Origin of the sequence: Streptomyces sp. NBC_00385, from assembly GCF_035917155.1 — a bacterium.
Classification (GTDB): domain Bacteria; phylum Actinomycetota; class Actinomycetes; order Streptomycetales; family Streptomycetaceae; genus Streptomyces; species Streptomyces poriferorum.
Genome location: NZ_CP107951.1, coordinates 8,288,024 through 8,303,227, shown reverse-complemented (window position 1 = coordinate 8,303,227; position 15,204 = coordinate 8,288,024). Strand labels below are relative to the sequence as shown.

15 protein-coding genes are annotated in these 15,204 nt (G+C 70.5%); 3 read left to right on the top strand and 12 right to left on the bottom strand.

What is annotated here, in order from left to right:
- Positions 1-60 precede the first annotated feature (60 nt).
- The 6 genes from OG959_RS36715 to OG959_RS36690 all read right to left on the bottom strand — a co-directional run bounded on the left by OG959_RS36715 (position 61) and on the right by OG959_RS36690 (position 7,640).
- A complete protein-coding gene (locus tag OG959_RS36715; protein WP_326665527.1) occupies positions 61-1,848 on the bottom strand; it encodes an ABC transporter ATP-binding protein in 1,788 nt (595 codons plus the stop codon).
- Between the two features lie 40 nt (positions 1,849-1,888).
- Positions 1,889-2,947 carry an iron-siderophore ABC transporter substrate-binding protein gene (locus OG959_RS36710; protein WP_326665525.1) on the bottom strand — a complete coding sequence of 353 codons (1,059 nt, stop codon included), beginning with the start codon at positions 2,945-2,947 and terminating at the stop codon, positions 1,889-1,891.
- Positions 2,948-3,061: 114 nt separating this feature from the next.
- Positions 3,062-3,904: an ABC transporter ATP-binding protein gene (locus OG959_RS36705; protein ID WP_326665523.1), complete on the bottom strand. Its 843-nt coding sequence runs from the start codon at positions 3,902-3,904 to the stop codon at positions 3,062-3,064.
- 39 nt (positions 3,905-3,943) lie between these two features.
- Positions 3,944-5,011 carry a FecCD family ABC transporter permease gene (locus OG959_RS36700; RefSeq protein ID WP_326665521.1) on the bottom strand — a complete coding sequence of 356 codons (1,068 nt, stop codon included), beginning with the start codon at positions 5,009-5,011 and terminating at the stop codon, positions 3,944-3,946.
- Entirely contained in the window at positions 5,008-6,066 is a 1,059-nt protein-coding gene (locus tag OG959_RS36695) for a FecCD family ABC transporter permease (protein WP_326665518.1), read from the bottom strand. The genes OG959_RS36700 and OG959_RS36695 overlap by 4 nt, the downstream gene beginning before the upstream one ends.
- Before the next feature lie 239 nt (positions 6,067-6,305).
- On the bottom strand, positions 6,306-7,640 hold the full coding sequence (locus OG959_RS36690; RefSeq protein WP_326665517.1) for a lysine N(6)-hydroxylase/L-ornithine N(5)-oxygenase family protein: 1,335 nt from the start codon (positions 7,638-7,640) through the stop codon (positions 6,306-6,308).
- Positions 7,641-7,890: 250 nt separating this feature from the next.
- Here OG959_RS36690 and OG959_RS36685 point away from each other — a divergent pair, with 250 nt between their 5' ends.
- The gene (locus tag OG959_RS36685) at positions 7,891-8,838 is read left to right on the top strand and encodes a methionyl-tRNA formyltransferase (RefSeq protein ID WP_326665515.1); all 948 of its coding nucleotides are present in this window, start codon (positions 7,891-7,893) and stop codon (positions 8,836-8,838) included.
- A gap of 131 nt (positions 8,839-8,969) precedes the next feature.
- On the opposite strand, the gene OG959_RS36680 is transcribed toward OG959_RS36685, so the two are convergent.
- The 3 genes from OG959_RS36680 to OG959_RS36670 form a co-directional block, all read right to left on the bottom strand.
- Complete coding sequence (locus tag OG959_RS36680; RefSeq protein ID WP_326665514.1) at positions 8,970-9,896, bottom strand: aminoglycoside phosphotransferase family protein; 927 nt, start codon at positions 9,894-9,896, stop codon at positions 8,970-8,972.
- Between the two features lie 82 nt (positions 9,897-9,978).
- Entirely contained in the window at positions 9,979-10,344 is a 366-nt protein-coding gene (locus OG959_RS36675) for a hypothetical protein (RefSeq protein ID WP_326665512.1), read from the bottom strand.
- Between the two features lie 40 nt (positions 10,345-10,384).
- A complete protein-coding gene (locus OG959_RS36670; RefSeq protein ID WP_326665510.1) occupies positions 10,385-10,996 on the bottom strand; it encodes an endonuclease in 612 nt (203 codons plus the stop codon).
- Positions 10,997-11,346: 350 nt separating this feature from the next.
- Between OG959_RS36670 and OG959_RS36665 the strand changes: the two genes are divergently transcribed.
- Positions 11,347-11,673 carry a plasmid stabilization protein gene (locus tag OG959_RS36665; protein ID WP_326665508.1) on the top strand — a complete coding sequence of 109 codons (327 nt, stop codon included), beginning with the start codon at positions 11,347-11,349 and terminating at the stop codon, positions 11,671-11,673.
- Between the two features lie 31 nt (positions 11,674-11,704).
- On the opposite strand, the gene OG959_RS36660 is transcribed toward OG959_RS36665, so the two are convergent.
- Together OG959_RS36660 and OG959_RS36655 are read right to left on the bottom strand one after the other, a co-directional pair.
- On the bottom strand, positions 11,705-11,884 hold the full coding sequence (locus OG959_RS36660; RefSeq protein ID WP_326665506.1) for a hypothetical protein: 180 nt from the start codon (positions 11,882-11,884) through the stop codon (positions 11,705-11,707).
- A gap of 307 nt (positions 11,885-12,191) precedes the next feature.
- Entirely contained in the window at positions 12,192-13,283 is a 1,092-nt protein-coding gene (locus OG959_RS36655; RefSeq protein WP_326665504.1) for a glutamate--cysteine ligase, read from the bottom strand.
- A 346-nt stretch (positions 13,284-13,629) separates the two neighbouring features.
- Between OG959_RS36655 and OG959_RS36650 the strand changes: the two genes are divergently transcribed.
- Positions 13,630-14,208 carry a type 1 glutamine amidotransferase domain-containing protein gene (locus tag OG959_RS36650; RefSeq protein WP_326665503.1) on the top strand — a complete coding sequence of 193 codons (579 nt, stop codon included), beginning with the start codon at positions 13,630-13,632 and terminating at the stop codon, positions 14,206-14,208.
- Between the two features lie 89 nt (positions 14,209-14,297).
- Here OG959_RS36650 and OG959_RS36645 read toward each other — a convergent pair whose 3' ends face one another.
- Entirely contained in the window at positions 14,298-15,131 is an 834-nt protein-coding gene (locus OG959_RS36645; RefSeq protein ID WP_326665501.1) for a class II glutamine amidotransferase, read from the bottom strand.
- Positions 15,132-15,204 lie beyond the last annotated feature (73 nt).

Genomic DNA, 15,204 nt, shown 5'->3' with positions numbered 1-15,204 from the left:
GAAGACTCCGCTTCCCATCCGACGAGCTGTCCAACTTAGCCTAGCCTAATTAAGGTTTACCTAACTACCTTCGCGCCAGGCCTGCCACAGTCGCGCGTACCGGCCCCCCAGGGCCACCAGTTGCTCGTGCGTCCCCTGCTCCACCACGCGCCCCGCGTCCAGCACGGCGATCCGGTCCGCGGCCATCGCCTGGGTCAGCCGGTGCGCCACGAACAGCGTGGTCCGGCCGGCACACGCGGCGAGCACGCCGCGCTCCAGCTCCGCGGCGCCCTCGCTCCCGGCCTCCGCCGTCGACTCGTCCAGCACCACCACCGGCGAACCGGCCAACACCAGCCGGGCCAGGGCGATCTGGGCGACCTTGGTGACGTCGAGGCGTTCACCGCCCTCGCCGACCACCGTCCGCAACCCCTCCGGCAGCGCATCGGCCCACACGCCCGCACCGACCGTCCGCAGCGCCTCCGTCAACTCGGCATCGGTCGCCTCCGGCGCGGCAAGCCGCAGATCGCCGGCGAGCGGACCGGAGAACACGTGCGTCTCCTGAGTCAGGATGCTCACCAGCGCCCTGGCCCCGGCCTCGTCGAGATCCGCGAGATCGTTCGGCCCGATCCGCACCGAGCCGGACTGCGGCCTCCCGATGCCAGCGATCAGCGCGGCGAGGGTCGACTTGCCCGCGCCCGTCGCCCCGACCAGCGCGAGTGAACCACCGGCCGGAATCGTCAGGCTGACGTCCCTCAGGACCGGCTCCTCGGCGTCGGGATAGCTGAACGTCAGCCCCTCCACCGTCACCGGGTACGGAGCAGCGTCCGCGGGCGCCACGGTGGAGTCGCCCACCAGACGGTCCTGCGCGTCTTCCCCCAGCACCCCGACCAGCCGGGTCAGGCTCGCGCCCGACTTCTGTGCCTCGTCGAACGTGAACATGATGGCGCCGAGCGGCGTGAACAGCCGGTGGAACATCAGCGGGGCGGCCGAGACCTCGCCGAGGGTGGCGGCGTCACCTTCCAGCAGGGCGTACCCGACCAGGAGGATCAGGACCAGCCCGATGAACTCGGCGCGGTTCTCCCGGCCGACGAAGCGGCCGAAGAACCGGAACACCTCGATGCCGTACTCGCGCACCCGCCACGACTCGGCCGTGACCTTCTCGCGGAACGCACCCTCCAGGCGGTACGCCCGGACCGTGTCGATCCCGTTCAGACCGCTGATCAGCGCCTGGGCCCGGTCGGCCTGAGCCGCCCGCTGCTTGCGGTAGAGCGGCGCGGACCGGGGAAGGTACCAGCGCAGGGCCAGCGCGTACGCGGGGAGCGCACCGGCGCCCGCCAGGCCGAGCCGCCAGTCGAGACCGAACATGCCGGCCGTCGCGATGGCGACGAGCACGCCCGCCGAGAACACCGTGGGCACGGCGGACCGGATGCCCCGGGACAGCACGGCCACGTCGTCGCCCACCCGGGAGAGCACATCTCCCCGGCCGACCTGCTCGATCCTGGCGCTGGGCATCCCCAGCACCGCCCGGACGGCGCGTTCGCGCAGCCGGGCGAGCAGATCCGCGCCGAGCCGCCCGATCAGGTACGTCGACGCCGCGGTCGCCGCCGCCCCGAGAAGCGCGGCGGCGACCATCAGCACGCCGATCCGGACGAGGAGGGAACGGGGTTCGCCGTCGACCACCCCGTCGACCACCTGGCCGAGCAGGAGCACCGGGAGCACCTGGAGCGCGGCCCCGGCCACCGTGGTGAGCACGGTGGCCGAGGTCAGCCACGGAACCTCGCGGCAGTGCGCGGTGATCCACCGGGTCGCCTCACCTCCGGTGGCCGTGCGCAGCGTTGCCGGGGCGGCTCGGGTGCCTGTGGTGCTCACACGCGGGCCGGGGCGGGCCGGCCGTGGTTGCCGGACGACATCACTGCTCGGCCGACTTCACGAGCTCGTCGATCGCGTACGGCATCGACAGCAGCGTGCCCTGGGAGATGGCCGCACCGACCGCCGGACCCTCACTGTCGAGCAGGTACGACACCCGGCCGTCCTTGACCGCCTTCAGGTTGCTGAACAGCTCGGACTTCTTGAGGGCTTCCTGGTCGGCCTTGTCGTTGATCACGAAGATGCGGTCGACATCGACGAGGTCCATGCGCTCGGGCGAGAGCACCGTGTAGAACTTGCCGCCCGCGATCTTGTCGATCTCCGTCGCACCCTTGTAGCCGATGCCCGTCACCAGGCGTCCACGGACGTCGGTGGTGGTGAACGGCGCCACGGACTTCTCGTACCAGGACAGCGCGACACCGGTCTGCTTCGCGAACTCCGGGTGGGCCTTGGCGGCGGCGTCGAGCTTCGCCTGAATGCCCTTCACCATCGCGGCGCCCTCGGTCTCCTTGCCGAGCGCCTTGGCGATGTGGAGCGCGTTGTCCTGCCAGGGCGCGCTGAAGGGCTCCTTCTCCGCCTTGGTGCGGCCCACCGTCGGGGCGATCTTGGAGAGCTTGTCGTACGCGGCCTGGTCGACCTCCGAGTAGACCGCGACGATGAGGTCCGGCCGAAGGGCCGCGATCTTCTCGTAGTTGGGGCCCGCGTCACCGTTCTTCATGATGACCTCAGGGCGGGCGTCGCCCCACTTGTCCTTCACCCAGGGCCACTGGGTGTTGATGTCGGGGGACTTGCCGGCCGGGTTCGGGTACTGGTCGACCATGCCGACCGGCTTGATGCCGAACGCCAGGATGGTCTGGTCGTCCGTGTAGCCGACGGAGACGACCCGCTCGGGCGCCTTGGTGATCTTGGTGGATCCGAACGCGTGCTCCACGGTGACAGGGAACGCACCTGCTGCGGCCGGGGCCTTGTCGCTCGCCTTGTCCGTCTCGTCCTTCGAGTCGGAGCCGCAGCCCGCCAGGAGGCCGATGCCGAGTGCGGCGGCGGAGACCGTCGCCGCCAGCCGCTGCCAGGGCTTGGTGAGCGTCGTTCTGTGGAGGAGCATCCGGATTCCCTTGCTTTCGCACTGTCCAATGGGCCCCGTATAAGGGCAGCCAAACCTTACCCCGATGGAGTGAGGTAAGCCTAGCCTAACCTTTGCATTTCCTTTGTTCAAAACCTAGTTGAGCGATACATGCGTCCGCCCGATCGGCACGATGAGCGGACGGTCGCCGACCGGGTCGTCGATCACCATGGCCCGCAGACCGAACGCCTCCTCCAACAGCCCGGCGGTGATCACGTCGCGGGGGTGTCCCTGCGCCAGGATCGCGCCGTCGCGCATCACGATGAGGTTGTCGCTGTAGCGGGTGGCCAGGTTGAGGTCGTGCAGCACCATGACCACGGTGCATCCCGACTCGTGCAGGTCGTCGACCAGGTCGAGCACATCGATCGCGTGCGCCAGGTCCAGGTAGGTGGTCGGCTCGTCCAGCAGCAGCAGATCCGTGCCCTGGGCCAGCGTCATCGATATCCAGACGCGCTGGCGCTGTCCGCCGGACAGCGAGTCGACGGGACGGTCCGCCAGTTCGGACACCCCGGTCATGGCCAGTGCGGACGCCACCACATCGGCGTCGTCCGACGACCACTGCCGCAGCCAGCTCTGGTGCGGATGCCGCCCGCGGGCGACCAGGTCGGCCACCGTCAGCCCTTCCGGGGCGACGGGGGCCTGCGGCAGGAGGCCGAGCTTCTTCGCCACGTCCCTGGTCCTGAGACCGGCGATGTCCTCCCCGTCCAGGACGACCGCGCCCCTGACGGGCTTGAGCAGGCGGGTCAGCGTGCGCAACAGCGTGGATTTCCCACAGCCGTTGGGGCCGATGATCGTGGTGATCACGCCCGGCGGGATCGCGACGTCCAGTTCGTCGATGACGGTCCGTCCGCCGTACCCGACCGTGATGCCCCTGGCCGCCAGCCGGGCGGCGTCCGTGCCCACCGACTCGACCTCGGTGGTGGTTTGGTGAACGGCCACAGGCCCCCCATTCTCCGGGTAGTCCGACTCGTCTTTCATCTATCTGAGATTCGCCCGTACCAGCAGGTACACCAGGAAGGGTCCGCCGATCGCGGCGGTGACCACCCCGACCGGGAGGCCGATCGGCAGCGCCGAGCGCGCCACCAGGTCGGATCCCATCAGCAGCAGCGCACCGGTCAGTCCGGAAGCCACCATCGGCGGTGTCGGGCACCTCGCCAGACGCATCGCCACCTGCGGCGCCACCAGCGCGACGAACGGGACCGGGCCGGCCGCACTCACCGCGACCGCGGCCAGCAGAACCGCGCACAGCAGCAGAACGGCCCGCACCCTCGTGTACCGGACGCCGAGGCCCGCGGCGACCTCGTCACCGAGGTGCATCGGCTTGAACTGGAACGCGACGCAGGAGACGACGGCCATCAGGGCGAGCGAGCCCCACAGTGCCACCCGGACCTCGTCCCACGACCGGTTGTCCAGCGAGCCGACGAGCCACGCCTGGGCCCGCGCCACATCCCTGATGTCCGCCGAGACCAGCAGCCAGGTCGTGACCGCCTCCGTCATGGCGCTCACCGAAATGCCGATGAGGATCAGCCGGAAGCCGTCGATCCCCCGCCGCCACGCGAGGAAGTAGACCAGCAGCCCCGCTCCGAGGCCGCCGGCGAGCGCCGCCGCGGAGAGACCCACGGAGCTGACGACCGCCGCGGCGGTCCCGCCCGACACGGTCACCAGGAACACCGCGACCATGCTGGCGCCCCCGGTGATCCCGAGAACGTCCGGGCTGGCCAGCGGATTTCGTGCGACGGACTGGGTGATCGCCCCGGACACCCCGAGCGCGACCCCCACGACGAGTCCGGCCAGGGCCCGCGGCATCCGCAGGTCCATGACCACGAACTCGTCGACCTGCTCGCCCCGGCCGAGGAGCGTGGCGATCACCCGGGACAGGCCGATGGGGAAGTCCCCGACGCTGATGGAGAGGCAGAACACGAGGAAGCCCGCGGCCGCGAGCAGCAGTGTGACCAGCACGAGCCAGGGCCGCCATACGAACGACATCTGACCGACCCGCACGCCCGGCGCCGGCGCCGGCGAAGTCTTCGTCCCTGTCACGTTCATGCGCTCCTGAACTTTCCGCGCCAGACCAGACCCGCGAAGAACGGGGCGCCGAGAAGGGCGACGACGACACCCGCGTCCAACTCGCCCGGCCTTACCACCAGTCGGCCCACGATGTCGCAGACCAGGAGGACCACCGCGCCGAGGAGACCCGCGTACGGCACCAGCCAGCGGTAGTCGGGTCCGGTCAGATAGCGGGCCACATGAGCGACCATGAGCCCGAGGAAGGCGATGGGACCGCACGCCGCCGTCGCCGCGCCCGCCAGCAGCGTGATGGCGAGAATGCCGACCGTCCGGCTCAGCGCGATGTTCACGCCCAGTCCCCGGGCCACGTCGTCACCCAGGTTCAGCAGGTTGAGGGAAGGCAGCATGGTGAGCGCCAGCACCAGCCCGGCCGCGATGAACCCCGTGACCGGCCAGATCACTTCGAAGCCGACGCCGGCCACGGAGCCCGCGTTCCAGAACCGCAGCGCGTTCAGCGACTTCTGGTCCGACAGCGCGACCGCGGTCGTCATGGCCGCGAGGAACACCGTGATCCCCTGACCGGCCAGTGCCAGGGTCAGCGGATTGCCCGCCCCCCTGCCGATGCTCGCCAGCCCGAACACGACCACACCGGCGACCGCCGCCCCAAAAAAGGCGAACCAGACGTACTGGAACGGATCGCTGAACCCGAACACGGCGATCACCGACACCACCGCGAACGAGGCGCCCGCGTTCACGCCCAGCAGACCCGTGTCCGCGATCGGGTTGCGCGTGTAGCCCTGGATCAGCGAGCCGCCGACGCCCAGGGCGATGCCCGCCACCACGGCGAGCACCGTCCGGGGCACCCGCACGGTCTGCACGATGAGCCGGATCTCGGTGAGCCGCTGGTCGGACTCCGGCGCCGCGAACAGCCCGTGCCACACCTCTGCGGGACTCAACGCCCGCGCACCCACGGCCAGGGACACCGCTCCCGCGGCCACGAGGATCACCAGGAGCATGCCCAGCCCCACGACCCGCCTCCGGCGGGCCGTCGTCGTGCCCCTGGATGCGGGGCGCTCCACTGCAGTCGTGCTCATGTCGGCGTACGTTATCCCTTTGATCCACTCGGAGGCGTGGCGGTCCGGACCTTGGTGACCGTGCTAGGGCCTGTCGTCAAACTGCCGTCGTGGCCCGAAGGGCGGCAGCGCGGCGTCAGGTGCGTGGTCCCGGCGTGCCGGCTCCAAGTCCCTGCACTGGAGGTACCGGGGCCTGGGGCCGGTGCGGCGAGAGTGCGTGCATGGCGTCGCGCGGCAGACGGCGGTTTTGACGACAGGCCCTAGCGGGCCGAGCCGCCCGTGGCGCCGGCAACCGGTTCGGCGCAGCGGACCAGCAGCGAGTCCAGGATCTCTCCGACCCGTATCGCGGTGTTGGACAGTAGCGCCGACGTGATGCCGTGCGTGTGCTCGGTGCCGCCCTGGAGGTAGATGCCGCAGCGCAGGGCGGAGTCCGTCGCGATGCGGTAGTCGCGCTCGACGCGGAGCCGGCCCTGCTCGTCGCGCAGGCAGCGGTCCGCCACGTCGCCCAGCAGTCCGGTCGGGTCCGCGGGGCTGTAACCGGTGGCGAGCACGACCACGTCGGCGTCCAGGAGCGTCTCCTCGCCCGTGACGAGGGACCGCACGGTGGCACGGACATGGTCCGGCGTCTCCTTGACCTCTTCGAGGCGCGACACGTTGAGGAAGCGCAGCCGCTCGGCGCCGAGCACCTTCTCCTGGTACATCTGGCGGTAGAGGTCATCGATCAGATCGATGTCCACCACGGAGTAGTTGGTGTTGCCGTGGTAGTCCATGAGTCTGCGCTTGACGCCCTCGGGCGCGGCGAAGTACTCGTCGACCGCGCCGGGGTCGAAGATCTTGTTGGCGAAGCTGCTGTCGTCGGCGGGGCTGTAGCCGTAGCGGGAGAAGACCGCGCAGACCTCGGCCCCGGGGAAGCGCCGGTGCAGGTAGGCGACGTTCTCGGCGGCGCTCTGCCCGGCACCGACCACCACGAACCGTGAGGGCGAGGTGCCCTCCAACGTGTCGACCTTCGCCAGCAGTTCGGAGTTGTGCCAGACACGGTCGCCGCGTTCCACCCCCTCCGGCACGAGGGGACGCAGCCCGGTGCCGATGACGAGGTTGCGGGCCCGGTGCACGGTGAGCCCCTCGCCCGACCGGACCGTCACGTCCATGTACTCCACGGCACCGTCGACGAGGACGGGCGTGACGCCGACGACCTCGTGGTCGTAGGAGACCATGCTGTCGACCTGCGCGGCGGCCCACTCGAAGTAGTCGTGGAACTCCACCCGCAGCGGGAAGAGGTTCTTGTGGTTGATGAAGTCGATCAGCCGCCCCTTGCTCTGCAGGTAGCAGAGAAAGCTGAACTCGCTGGACGGGTTCCGGAGCGTCACCAGGTCCTTGAGGAACGAGACCTGCATGGTCGCGTCATCGATGAGCATGCCGCGGTGCCAGCCGAACTGCGGCTGCTGCTCGAAGAAGTGAGCGCTGAACGCCTCCTGGGTTCCGCCCCTTGCGTTGTGCTCACTGATCGCGATCGCCATGGCCACATTGGACGGCCCGAAGCCGATGCCAATGAGGTCGTGGACCGGTGGTGCGTCGCCAGGACGAACCTGTGACATGTCACTCCCATCGTGCGGGGAAGCCGCCTGTCAGGTGTGGGGAACGAGCGATAGACGGGCACGCCGAGGGAGCGACCCGGTGGAACTTAGGTGAGCCTAAGCTAATCCTGTGAAGCTGTCGATAGAGCGAATCCGGTCATTCGGGACCACCGGGGCCGGTCAACTCGTGCACCGTACCCGCCCATTGCAAGATTAGGTAAGGCTTGCTTTACTGACTTTCGCTCCATCCCTACGCTGAGGAGGAACCCCTATGCGGGTCGTCATGTTCGGTTACCAGACCTGGGGGCACCGCACCCTGCAAGCCCTCCTGGACTCCGAGCACGACGTGGTGCTGGTCGTGACCCACCCCAAGAGCGACCATGCGTACGAGAAGATCTGGAGCGACTCCGTCGCCGACCTCGCCGAAGAACACGGCGTTCCGGTACTGATCCGCAACCGCCCCGACGACGAGGAACTGTTCGAGCGCCTCAAGGAGGCCGAGCCGGACATCATCGTGGCCAACAACTGGCGGACCTGGATCCCTCCGCGCATCTTCGCCCTGCCCCGCCGCGGCACGCTGAACATCCACGACTCGCTGCTGCCGAAGTACGCCGGCTTCTCGCCGCTGATCTGGGCCCTGATCAACGGCGAGCGCGAAGTGGGCGTCACCGCGCACATGATGAACGACGAGCTCGACGCCGGCGACATCGTCCGGCAGGAGGCGGTTCCGGTCGGACCGGCGGACACCGCCACCGACCTGTTCCACAAGACCGTCGACCTCATCGCCCCGGTCACCACCGGTGCACTCGACCTCATCGCCGGCGGACAGACGGAGTTCACCAAGCAGGACCGTTCCCGGGCCAGCTTCTTCCACAAGCGCTCCGCCGAGGACATCCGCGTCGACTGGACCTGGCCGGCGCAGGACCTCGAACGCCTGGTGCGCGCCCAGTCCGAGCCGTACCCCAGCGCCTACGCCTTCCACCGGGGCAAGCGCCTGGAGATCCTCGCCGCCGTGGTGTCCCAGGGCCGCTACGGCGGAACGCCCGGCCGCATCTTCTATCGCGAGGGAGAGGGCGTGGTGATCGTCGCCGGCGCGGACGCCCGCACCGGCCGCAACCACGGCCTGGCCGTGACACGCGTGCGCACCGAGGAGGGCCGGGAGATGCCCGCGACGGAGTACTTCACCTCGATGGGCGGATACCTGACCAGCCGCCCCTGACCCACAGGGTCACGCGACCCCTGACACGGACCGCACCTGCCGCGAGCGGAGCCGTGGCGGAGATCCTCCGGGAGCCCGCCACGCTCTTCGCGCGGCGCCGGTCGTCCTGGCCGGCCCGCTCGACCGGCGGCTCAGTGAGCTGTCGCGACGAGGCGTCGCAGTGCGGCCAGGGCCGGTGGGCCCCAGCTGGGCTTGCCGCCCGGACGGCCGTGAACGCCCGCGTCCCCGATGAGGATGCCGCTGAGGGCCTGACGTACGGCCCAGCCGCGGGCCCGGCGCAGGGTCGCGGGGTCCGTGCTCCGCCCGTAGCTGTCGTGGAAGCGGTCGACCGCGTCGTCCGGCAGCAGCACCCAGGCGGCGGCGAGGTCGCAGGCCGGATCCCCGGAACAGAGATCACCGAAGTCGATCACGCCGCAGATGGTGCCGTCGGCGGTGAGGACGTTGGCCGGATGCAGGTCACCGTGGATCCAGAGCGGTGGGCCGCCCCACTCGGGCGCGGCGACGGCATCCTCCCAGACGGCACGGACGGCTTCCGGGTCGGGGATCAGCCCCTGGGCGACGGCCGAGGCGAGGGTGCCGATGAGGTCGTCGGAGAGACCGGACAGCGACCCGCCGCGCCCGAACCGGCCGACGGGCGCAGCGTCGGGGGCCGGAACATGCAGAGCCGTCAGAAATCCGGCCAGGGCGTCGGCCGCGTCCGCTGCCCGGACGGCGGGAGCGCGGTCGGCGGGCTCACCCGGCACCCATGTGGTGACGATCCAGGGCCGCCGGAACCTCTCGGAGGGCTCGCCCAGGCGCTGCGGCACGGGGATCCGGAGCGGAAGGCGTGGGGCGAGGACCGGCAGCCAGGCGTGCTCCTCCAGCAGCAGCGCGTCGGCCGACTGCGTCGCCCACGGCAGCCGGACGGCGAGGTCGTCGCCGAGCCGCCACAACTGGTTGTCCCAGCCACGCGCACCGAGCCGCACGGGCCGGTCGGCGAGATCGGGGTGCTGGTCGCGCAGCAGTGCCCGTACCAGCTCCGCCGTCATCTCGATCTCGGTGTTCCCGGTGTGCGTCATGCCGGCCAACGGTAGCCGGAACCTCCCGCCCGGCCGGCTCCGGGAGAGCGCCGAGTGGCGGGACCGCTCCTCATGAGCCGCCTCACGCGCCGCCTCTCGCGCTCGTCGGGGAGAGCCTCCGCCGCGTCTCCTCGGCGTCGGGGACCGAGACCGCCAGTCTGCTGAGCTGTGCGCTGCGGTGCAGTTCCACACACAGCACCGGGCCGCCCGACCGCACCAGTGTGAAGTCCTGGCCTTCGCGGTGTCTCCGGATGCCCGCGCACAGTCTGCCGGGAACGCAGGTGCCGCTCTCGCGTTCACCGCGCAGCGCGCGCCACCAGTCGGGCTCGACGTACACGTGGCGCAGAGCGGACAGGGGCACCCGCACCTCGCGGCGCCGGGCCGCCGCCTTCTCCCGCCACGACAGCCGTACGACGATGTCCGTGCCCTCGATCAGCACACGAGCCATGGGTCAGCCCTCCTGATCGGCTTCCGGTCCGTTCGGTGGCTCACTTGGCCAGTTCGACCCGGACCAGGGCCGCCGCCAGCCTCGGCAGGTCGTCGCCGGTGACGAGGCGGGCCAGCCCCTCGGGCGTCTTCGGCAGGTGCAGCTCCGCGGCGGCGTGACGGGCCCGGGTGTCGAACGCCGGGCGCAGCTCCGGCCACACGCCCTGTGCCTCCCGGCTGAAGATGTCCGCACCCACGGGCCCGATCCGGGGGAACTCCCGCAGCAGCCCGCGTATCCGCCCCGGATCGCCGTCCGCCTGCTCGCGCAGCCGCCGCAGATCCCCGCGGTACCGGTCCAGGAGGAGTTCCGCCCCGTCCCCGAGCGCGGTGGCCGTGCTCTCGTCGTAACGGCGGTAGTGCGCGCGGCCCAGGGCGTCCACCCGGTCCTGCCAGGAGGCATCCGCCATCGCGCGTGGTGTGCGCATCCCTGCCGCGGACAGCTCCCGGGCCGCGGACACCGCGATGCCCGCCTTGATGCGCACCGACAGCAACACACAGAGTGTCAGCAGCCGGTACAGCGGCGAGGGGGTGTTCCGGAGCCGGATTCCGGCTTCGTCGGCGTACGTACGCCCGTGCTCCTCCAGCAGACGCTCGGCTCCGGCCGGCCGGGACATGAGGCACGCACCTCCCGCGCATGACACACGATGGTGCGGCTCGGCCGGCGTCGTCCACCGCGTGTCGCAGTTCGTCGCCGCGCCGGCTCGTGTGCCGGGCCGCCGACCGGCCCTTCATTCTACTCGTCCGGGTGCGAGCGGGCCTTTGCACGCACCCGGTTCCGCCCCGAACGGCAGTGCGCCCGAGGTCACCCGAGCGCACGACCCGATGGGCGTTCGCATGGCGGCGGTGCCATGTTTCGGACGTAGGTCAGTGGCAACCCGGTTGTACGGCGACGCCGCATCTGCTTGCCGGTGCGGACCGTACGCCACTGGGCAGGGAACCCGACGAGTACCAGGAGGAGAGCGCCATGCCGGCAGGATCCAGCCGCAAGCGAGAGCGTCAGTACGAGCACGTGAAGGAGAGCGCCAAGGACCGCGGCGAGCCGGAGAAGCGCGCGAAGGAGATCGCCGCCCGCACCGTCAACAAGGAACGCGCCCGCTCGGGTGAGGCGAAGACATCGAGCAGGACGTCCACACAGGACCCGAAGTCGGCTTCCCAGCGCGGCGGCGAGCGCTCGCACAAGGGCGCCCAGGGCCGCACCAGGGACCAGTTGTACGAAGAGGCCAAGAAGAAGAACATCGAGGGCCGCTCGACGATGAACAAGGAGCAGCTCCGCAAAGCGGTCAGCCGCTGAACCTCCGGGCGTCGGCCGTCGGCTCGCGAAGTCAGCGGCCGGCCGCCCGCCGGGACGCCCTGGCGTCGGCCAGAACGCTCCGTGCCGCGGCCTCCCTTCGCCGGCCTTCCTCTTTGAGACGCTCATCGCCGAGCGCGGCGCCGTCCGACTTGAGCTTGGCCGCACTGGCCCTCATGGCCAGCGCGCGGACGAGTTCGGCTTGCCTTCCCATACGTCCTCCGCACCTCCCGGGTCGCACTTCACGGGTGTATCCGGACATTCACCCTGCGCGGAGGGTTCCCCTCATATACGGATTTAACCGGAATGACCGAACCCACTTCTCCCGTCGACGCCGTCCACACCTTCTTGGAGCTCTGGTCATCAGCCCCAGTCGTACGGGGTGGCGGCGAATCTGCGGGCCGTCTCCGACGCATGTCATCGCCGCCCCGCCGCTCGTCGTCGAGGAGGCGTGGGACGGCGCGTGAACCGGAACCGGTCCGGCCCCCGCTGACGGCTCACGGAGCCGGGCCGCCGCGGCCTCATCCACGTGTTCTGGAGACGCACTCCGTCACCACGGCCCGCAGGCTGCCCGTGCGGGCGAACGTGTCCCGCTGAGTCCGCGCCCCCGTCCCTCGCTCCATCACGCGCCGGACCGCGGCCTCGGCCGCGGCGCTGTCACCGCTGTCCTCCATCGCGTCGTGAACATGCGCAAGCAGCGCGCCCACCACATCGGACGCGGGCTCGGGGCGCATGGTCACGGGGTGGAGCAGCTTCCCCTCCAGGCCGGACCGGCCGGCCTGCCAGGTGGCCATGCGCAGCAGACCCACGCCGACGGGGTCGGGCGGTTCCCCCGCACGCCGGCTGCGTGCCGCCGTCTCCACCAGACCGCGTACCAGCGAAGCGAGCAGCACGGCATCGGCCGGATCCAGACACACGTCCGCGACCCTGACCTCGACGGTCGGATAGCGGTGCGAGAGCCTGGCGTCGAAGTAGATCATCCCCTCGTCGCGCAGGACGCCGGTGTCGACCAGTGCCTGAACCTGCTCGTGGTAGCGGCGCGCGGAGCCGAAGATCTCGACCGGGCCGGCCGAGGGCCAGCGCCCCCAGACCCTGCTCCGATAGCTGCCGTAAGCGGTGTCCTGCCCCTGCCAGAAGGGTGAGTTGGCGCTGAGCGCGAGCACGACCGGAAGCCACGGGCGCACCCGGTCCAGCACGCCGACGCCCTCCTCGTCCGACTCCACGGAAACGTGTACGTGGCATCCGCAGGTCAGCTGTTCCTGAGTGGTCACGCCGAATCTCTCGGCCAGCCAGCGGTAACGCTCCCCGCCCCCGATCGCGGGGCTGACCGGAAGGGGCGCGGTCGCGAGGGCGGCCACATCGGCACCGGCCCGGGCGGCACTCCCGGCGGCCTCGGCCCGCCAGCGCAGGATCTCCTCCGCGAGTTCACGCATGTCGCTGCGCGGCTCAGTGGCGAACTCCAGTTGCTGAAGATGGAGTTCGGACTCGAAGGCCGAGTCGCCCGCCGCCCGGTTCTCGGCCAGGGCCAGCACCGCCGTCGACAGCGCCCGGGGCTCACCGCTCCGCGCGTCGACGAGCAGCAGTTCCTCCTCCACTCCCACCGTCCGCACCATCGCGTCCTCTCAGCCGCACGCCGTCGGGCGCACCGTGTCGTCCGCGTGCGCACCGTGCCCGTGGCGCGCGTGCGGGCGCCCTCGCACCCGACGCCGTCCCCACGTCGCCCGTGGTCCCGTTCAAGCTTCCCGCACAACGTCGTCAGTCACCTCCCGGGCTCCGCCGCTCCGGCGCTGCGCCGTTCGAGCGGCGCGCGGTTGCGGGCTCCCCGGCACGGCCGCAGGCTGCCGGAGACCGGGTGGGCGCGGGAATGCCCCACCGCTACGCGGGGAACGCGGAGGCTCCGGTCCCGGAGAAGCGGGATCGAGGCACTGCGCACCGACACAGACAGGACGGACGAGGCTGATGACTGACCACGATGTGAGCAAGCGGAAGGTACTGGCCATCGTCACCAACTACGGCGTGGAGCAGGACGAACTCGTCGTTCCGGTGGACCACCTGCGCGGATGGGGAGCCCAGGTCGATATCGCGGCCATGAAGAAGGACCCCGTCCAGACCCTCGTCGGCGACAGGGAACCCGGCAGGACGCTGGACCCCGACCTCACCCTGGACGACGTCGATCCGGAGGCGTACGACCTTCTCCTCGTACCGGGCGGGACGCTGAACGCCGACACGCTGCGCACGCAGAGCTCCGCGGACCGGATCGTGCGCGCCTTCACCGGGTCCGGCCGCCCCGTCGCGGCCATCTGCCACGGCCCCTGGGTGCTGGTGGAGGCAGGAGCCGTCGCGGGCAAGCGGCTCACCTCCTACGCCTCGTTGCAGACCGACATCCGCAACGCGGGTGGCGACTGGGCCGATCTGCCGGTCGTCACGGACGATTCGGGCGGCTGGACGCTCATCACCTCACGGAACCCCGGCGATCTGGAGCCGTTCGTCCGGGAGATCGACGCGGCGCTCGCCGTCCCCGGCCCGTCCGGCACCTGACCGCCGGACGACCCACGGGACCGGCACCGGGAGGGTCCCGGAGTCGCCCCGGTTCGGGAGCGGCACGGAACCGGGAACGTGTTCGTGGCCTACACGGGTTCGGGAACGAAGGGGAGGAACTCGTCGGCGCCCGGCTGGATGACCCCGTAACTGCTCTCGGGCACCTCGTTCCATTCGCCGGGCAGCCCGCCCAATGGCTCCGAGACCACCATGCGGGTGCCGTCGGACACCTCCCTCAGGACGTCCAGGTCCGGCTGGAGTGCCTGCACGGTGTCCGCGCCCGCGCTGCAGAACAGCGACCTGGACGCGCGCATCGTCGAGTGGCGGAACGCCCACAGCCGTTCACCGTCGGACACCGCCACCGTCATCTGCAGGGGATGCTCCACCCCGTGCTCGTGGCCCAGCCGTTCGACCAGCCCGGCCATGCGTGCCACGGCACCCGGCACGTCCTGGTCGAGACCGAAGGTGATGGCCAGATAGAACATCACCTCCGAGTCGGTGGACCCTTCCAGGGCGGAGAACAACGCCGGATCCACGGCCAGGGAAAGGGCCCGCCGCAGGCGGTGGAAGTCGGCGACGGCTCCGTTGTGCATCCACATCCAGCGGCCGCGCCGGAACGGATGGCAGTTCGTCTGCTGGATCGCCGTTCCCGTGGACGCCCGGACATGCGCGAAGAACAGCGGCGACCGTACGTGGTCCGCGAGCTCCCGCAGATTGCGGTTGTTCCACGCGGGTCCGGTGTCCCTGATGACGGCGGGCGTGTCCCTTTCGGGCCCGTACCATCCGACTCCGAATCCGTCGCCGTTGGTCGTCTCGACGCCCAGGCGCGAGTGCAGGCTCTGATCGATCAGCGAATGCTCCGGTTTGTAGAGGAGGTCGCTGAGTACGACACTCGTGCCGGAGTAGGCCATCCATCTGCACATGAGCGGCGCCCTTTCCCGAGTGGACGTGCACAAACGGTCCCGGCGTACTGGGATCGCCGCCACGGTCCCGGCG

What these genes read in the sequence shown, in the direction of transcription:
- OG959_RS36710 (WP_326665525.1), bottom strand. Translation starts at nt 2,947, where the DNA reads ATGCTCCTCCACAGAACGACGCTCACCAAGCCCTGGCAGCGGCTGGCG.
- OG959_RS36700 (WP_326665521.1), bottom strand. Translation starts at nt 5,011, where the DNA reads ATGAACGTGACAGGGACGAAGACTTCGCCGGCGCCGGCGCCGGGCGTG.
- OG959_RS36695 (WP_326665518.1), bottom strand. Translation starts at nt 6,066, where the DNA reads ATGAGCACGACTGCAGTGGAGCGCCCCGCATCCAGGGGCACGACGACG.
- OG959_RS36690 (WP_326665517.1), bottom strand. Translation starts at nt 7,640, where the DNA reads ATGTCACAGGTTCGTCCTGGCGACGCACCACCGGTCCACGACCTCATT.
- OG959_RS36685 (WP_326665515.1), top strand. Translation starts at nt 7,891, where the DNA reads ATGCGGGTCGTCATGTTCGGTTACCAGACCTGGGGGCACCGCACCCTG.
- OG959_RS36680 (WP_326665514.1), bottom strand. Translation starts at nt 9,896, where the DNA reads ATGACGCACACCGGGAACACCGAGATCGAGATGACGGCGGAGCTGGTA.
- OG959_RS36675 (WP_326665512.1), bottom strand. Translation starts at nt 10,344, where the DNA reads ATGGCTCGTGTGCTGATCGAGGGCACGGACATCGTCGTACGGCTGTCG.
- OG959_RS36670 (WP_326665510.1), bottom strand. Translation starts at nt 10,996, where the DNA reads ATGTCCCGGCCGGCCGGAGCCGAGCGTCTGCTGGAGGAGCACGGGCGT.
- OG959_RS36665 (WP_326665508.1), top strand. Translation starts at nt 11,347, where the DNA reads ATGCCGGCAGGATCCAGCCGCAAGCGAGAGCGTCAGTACGAGCACGTG.
- OG959_RS36660 (WP_326665506.1), bottom strand. Translation starts at nt 11,884, where the DNA reads ATGGGAAGGCAAGCCGAACTCGTCCGCGCGCTGGCCATGAGGGCCAGT.
- OG959_RS36655 (WP_326665504.1), bottom strand. Translation starts at nt 13,283, where the DNA reads ATGGTGCGGACGGTGGGAGTGGAGGAGGAACTGCTGCTCGTCGACGCG.
- OG959_RS36650 (WP_326665503.1), top strand. Translation starts at nt 13,630, where the DNA reads ATGACTGACCACGATGTGAGCAAGCGGAAGGTACTGGCCATCGTCACC.
- OG959_RS36645 (WP_326665501.1), bottom strand. Translation starts at nt 15,131, where the DNA reads ATGTGCAGATGGATGGCCTACTCCGGCACGAGTGTCGTACTCAGCGAC.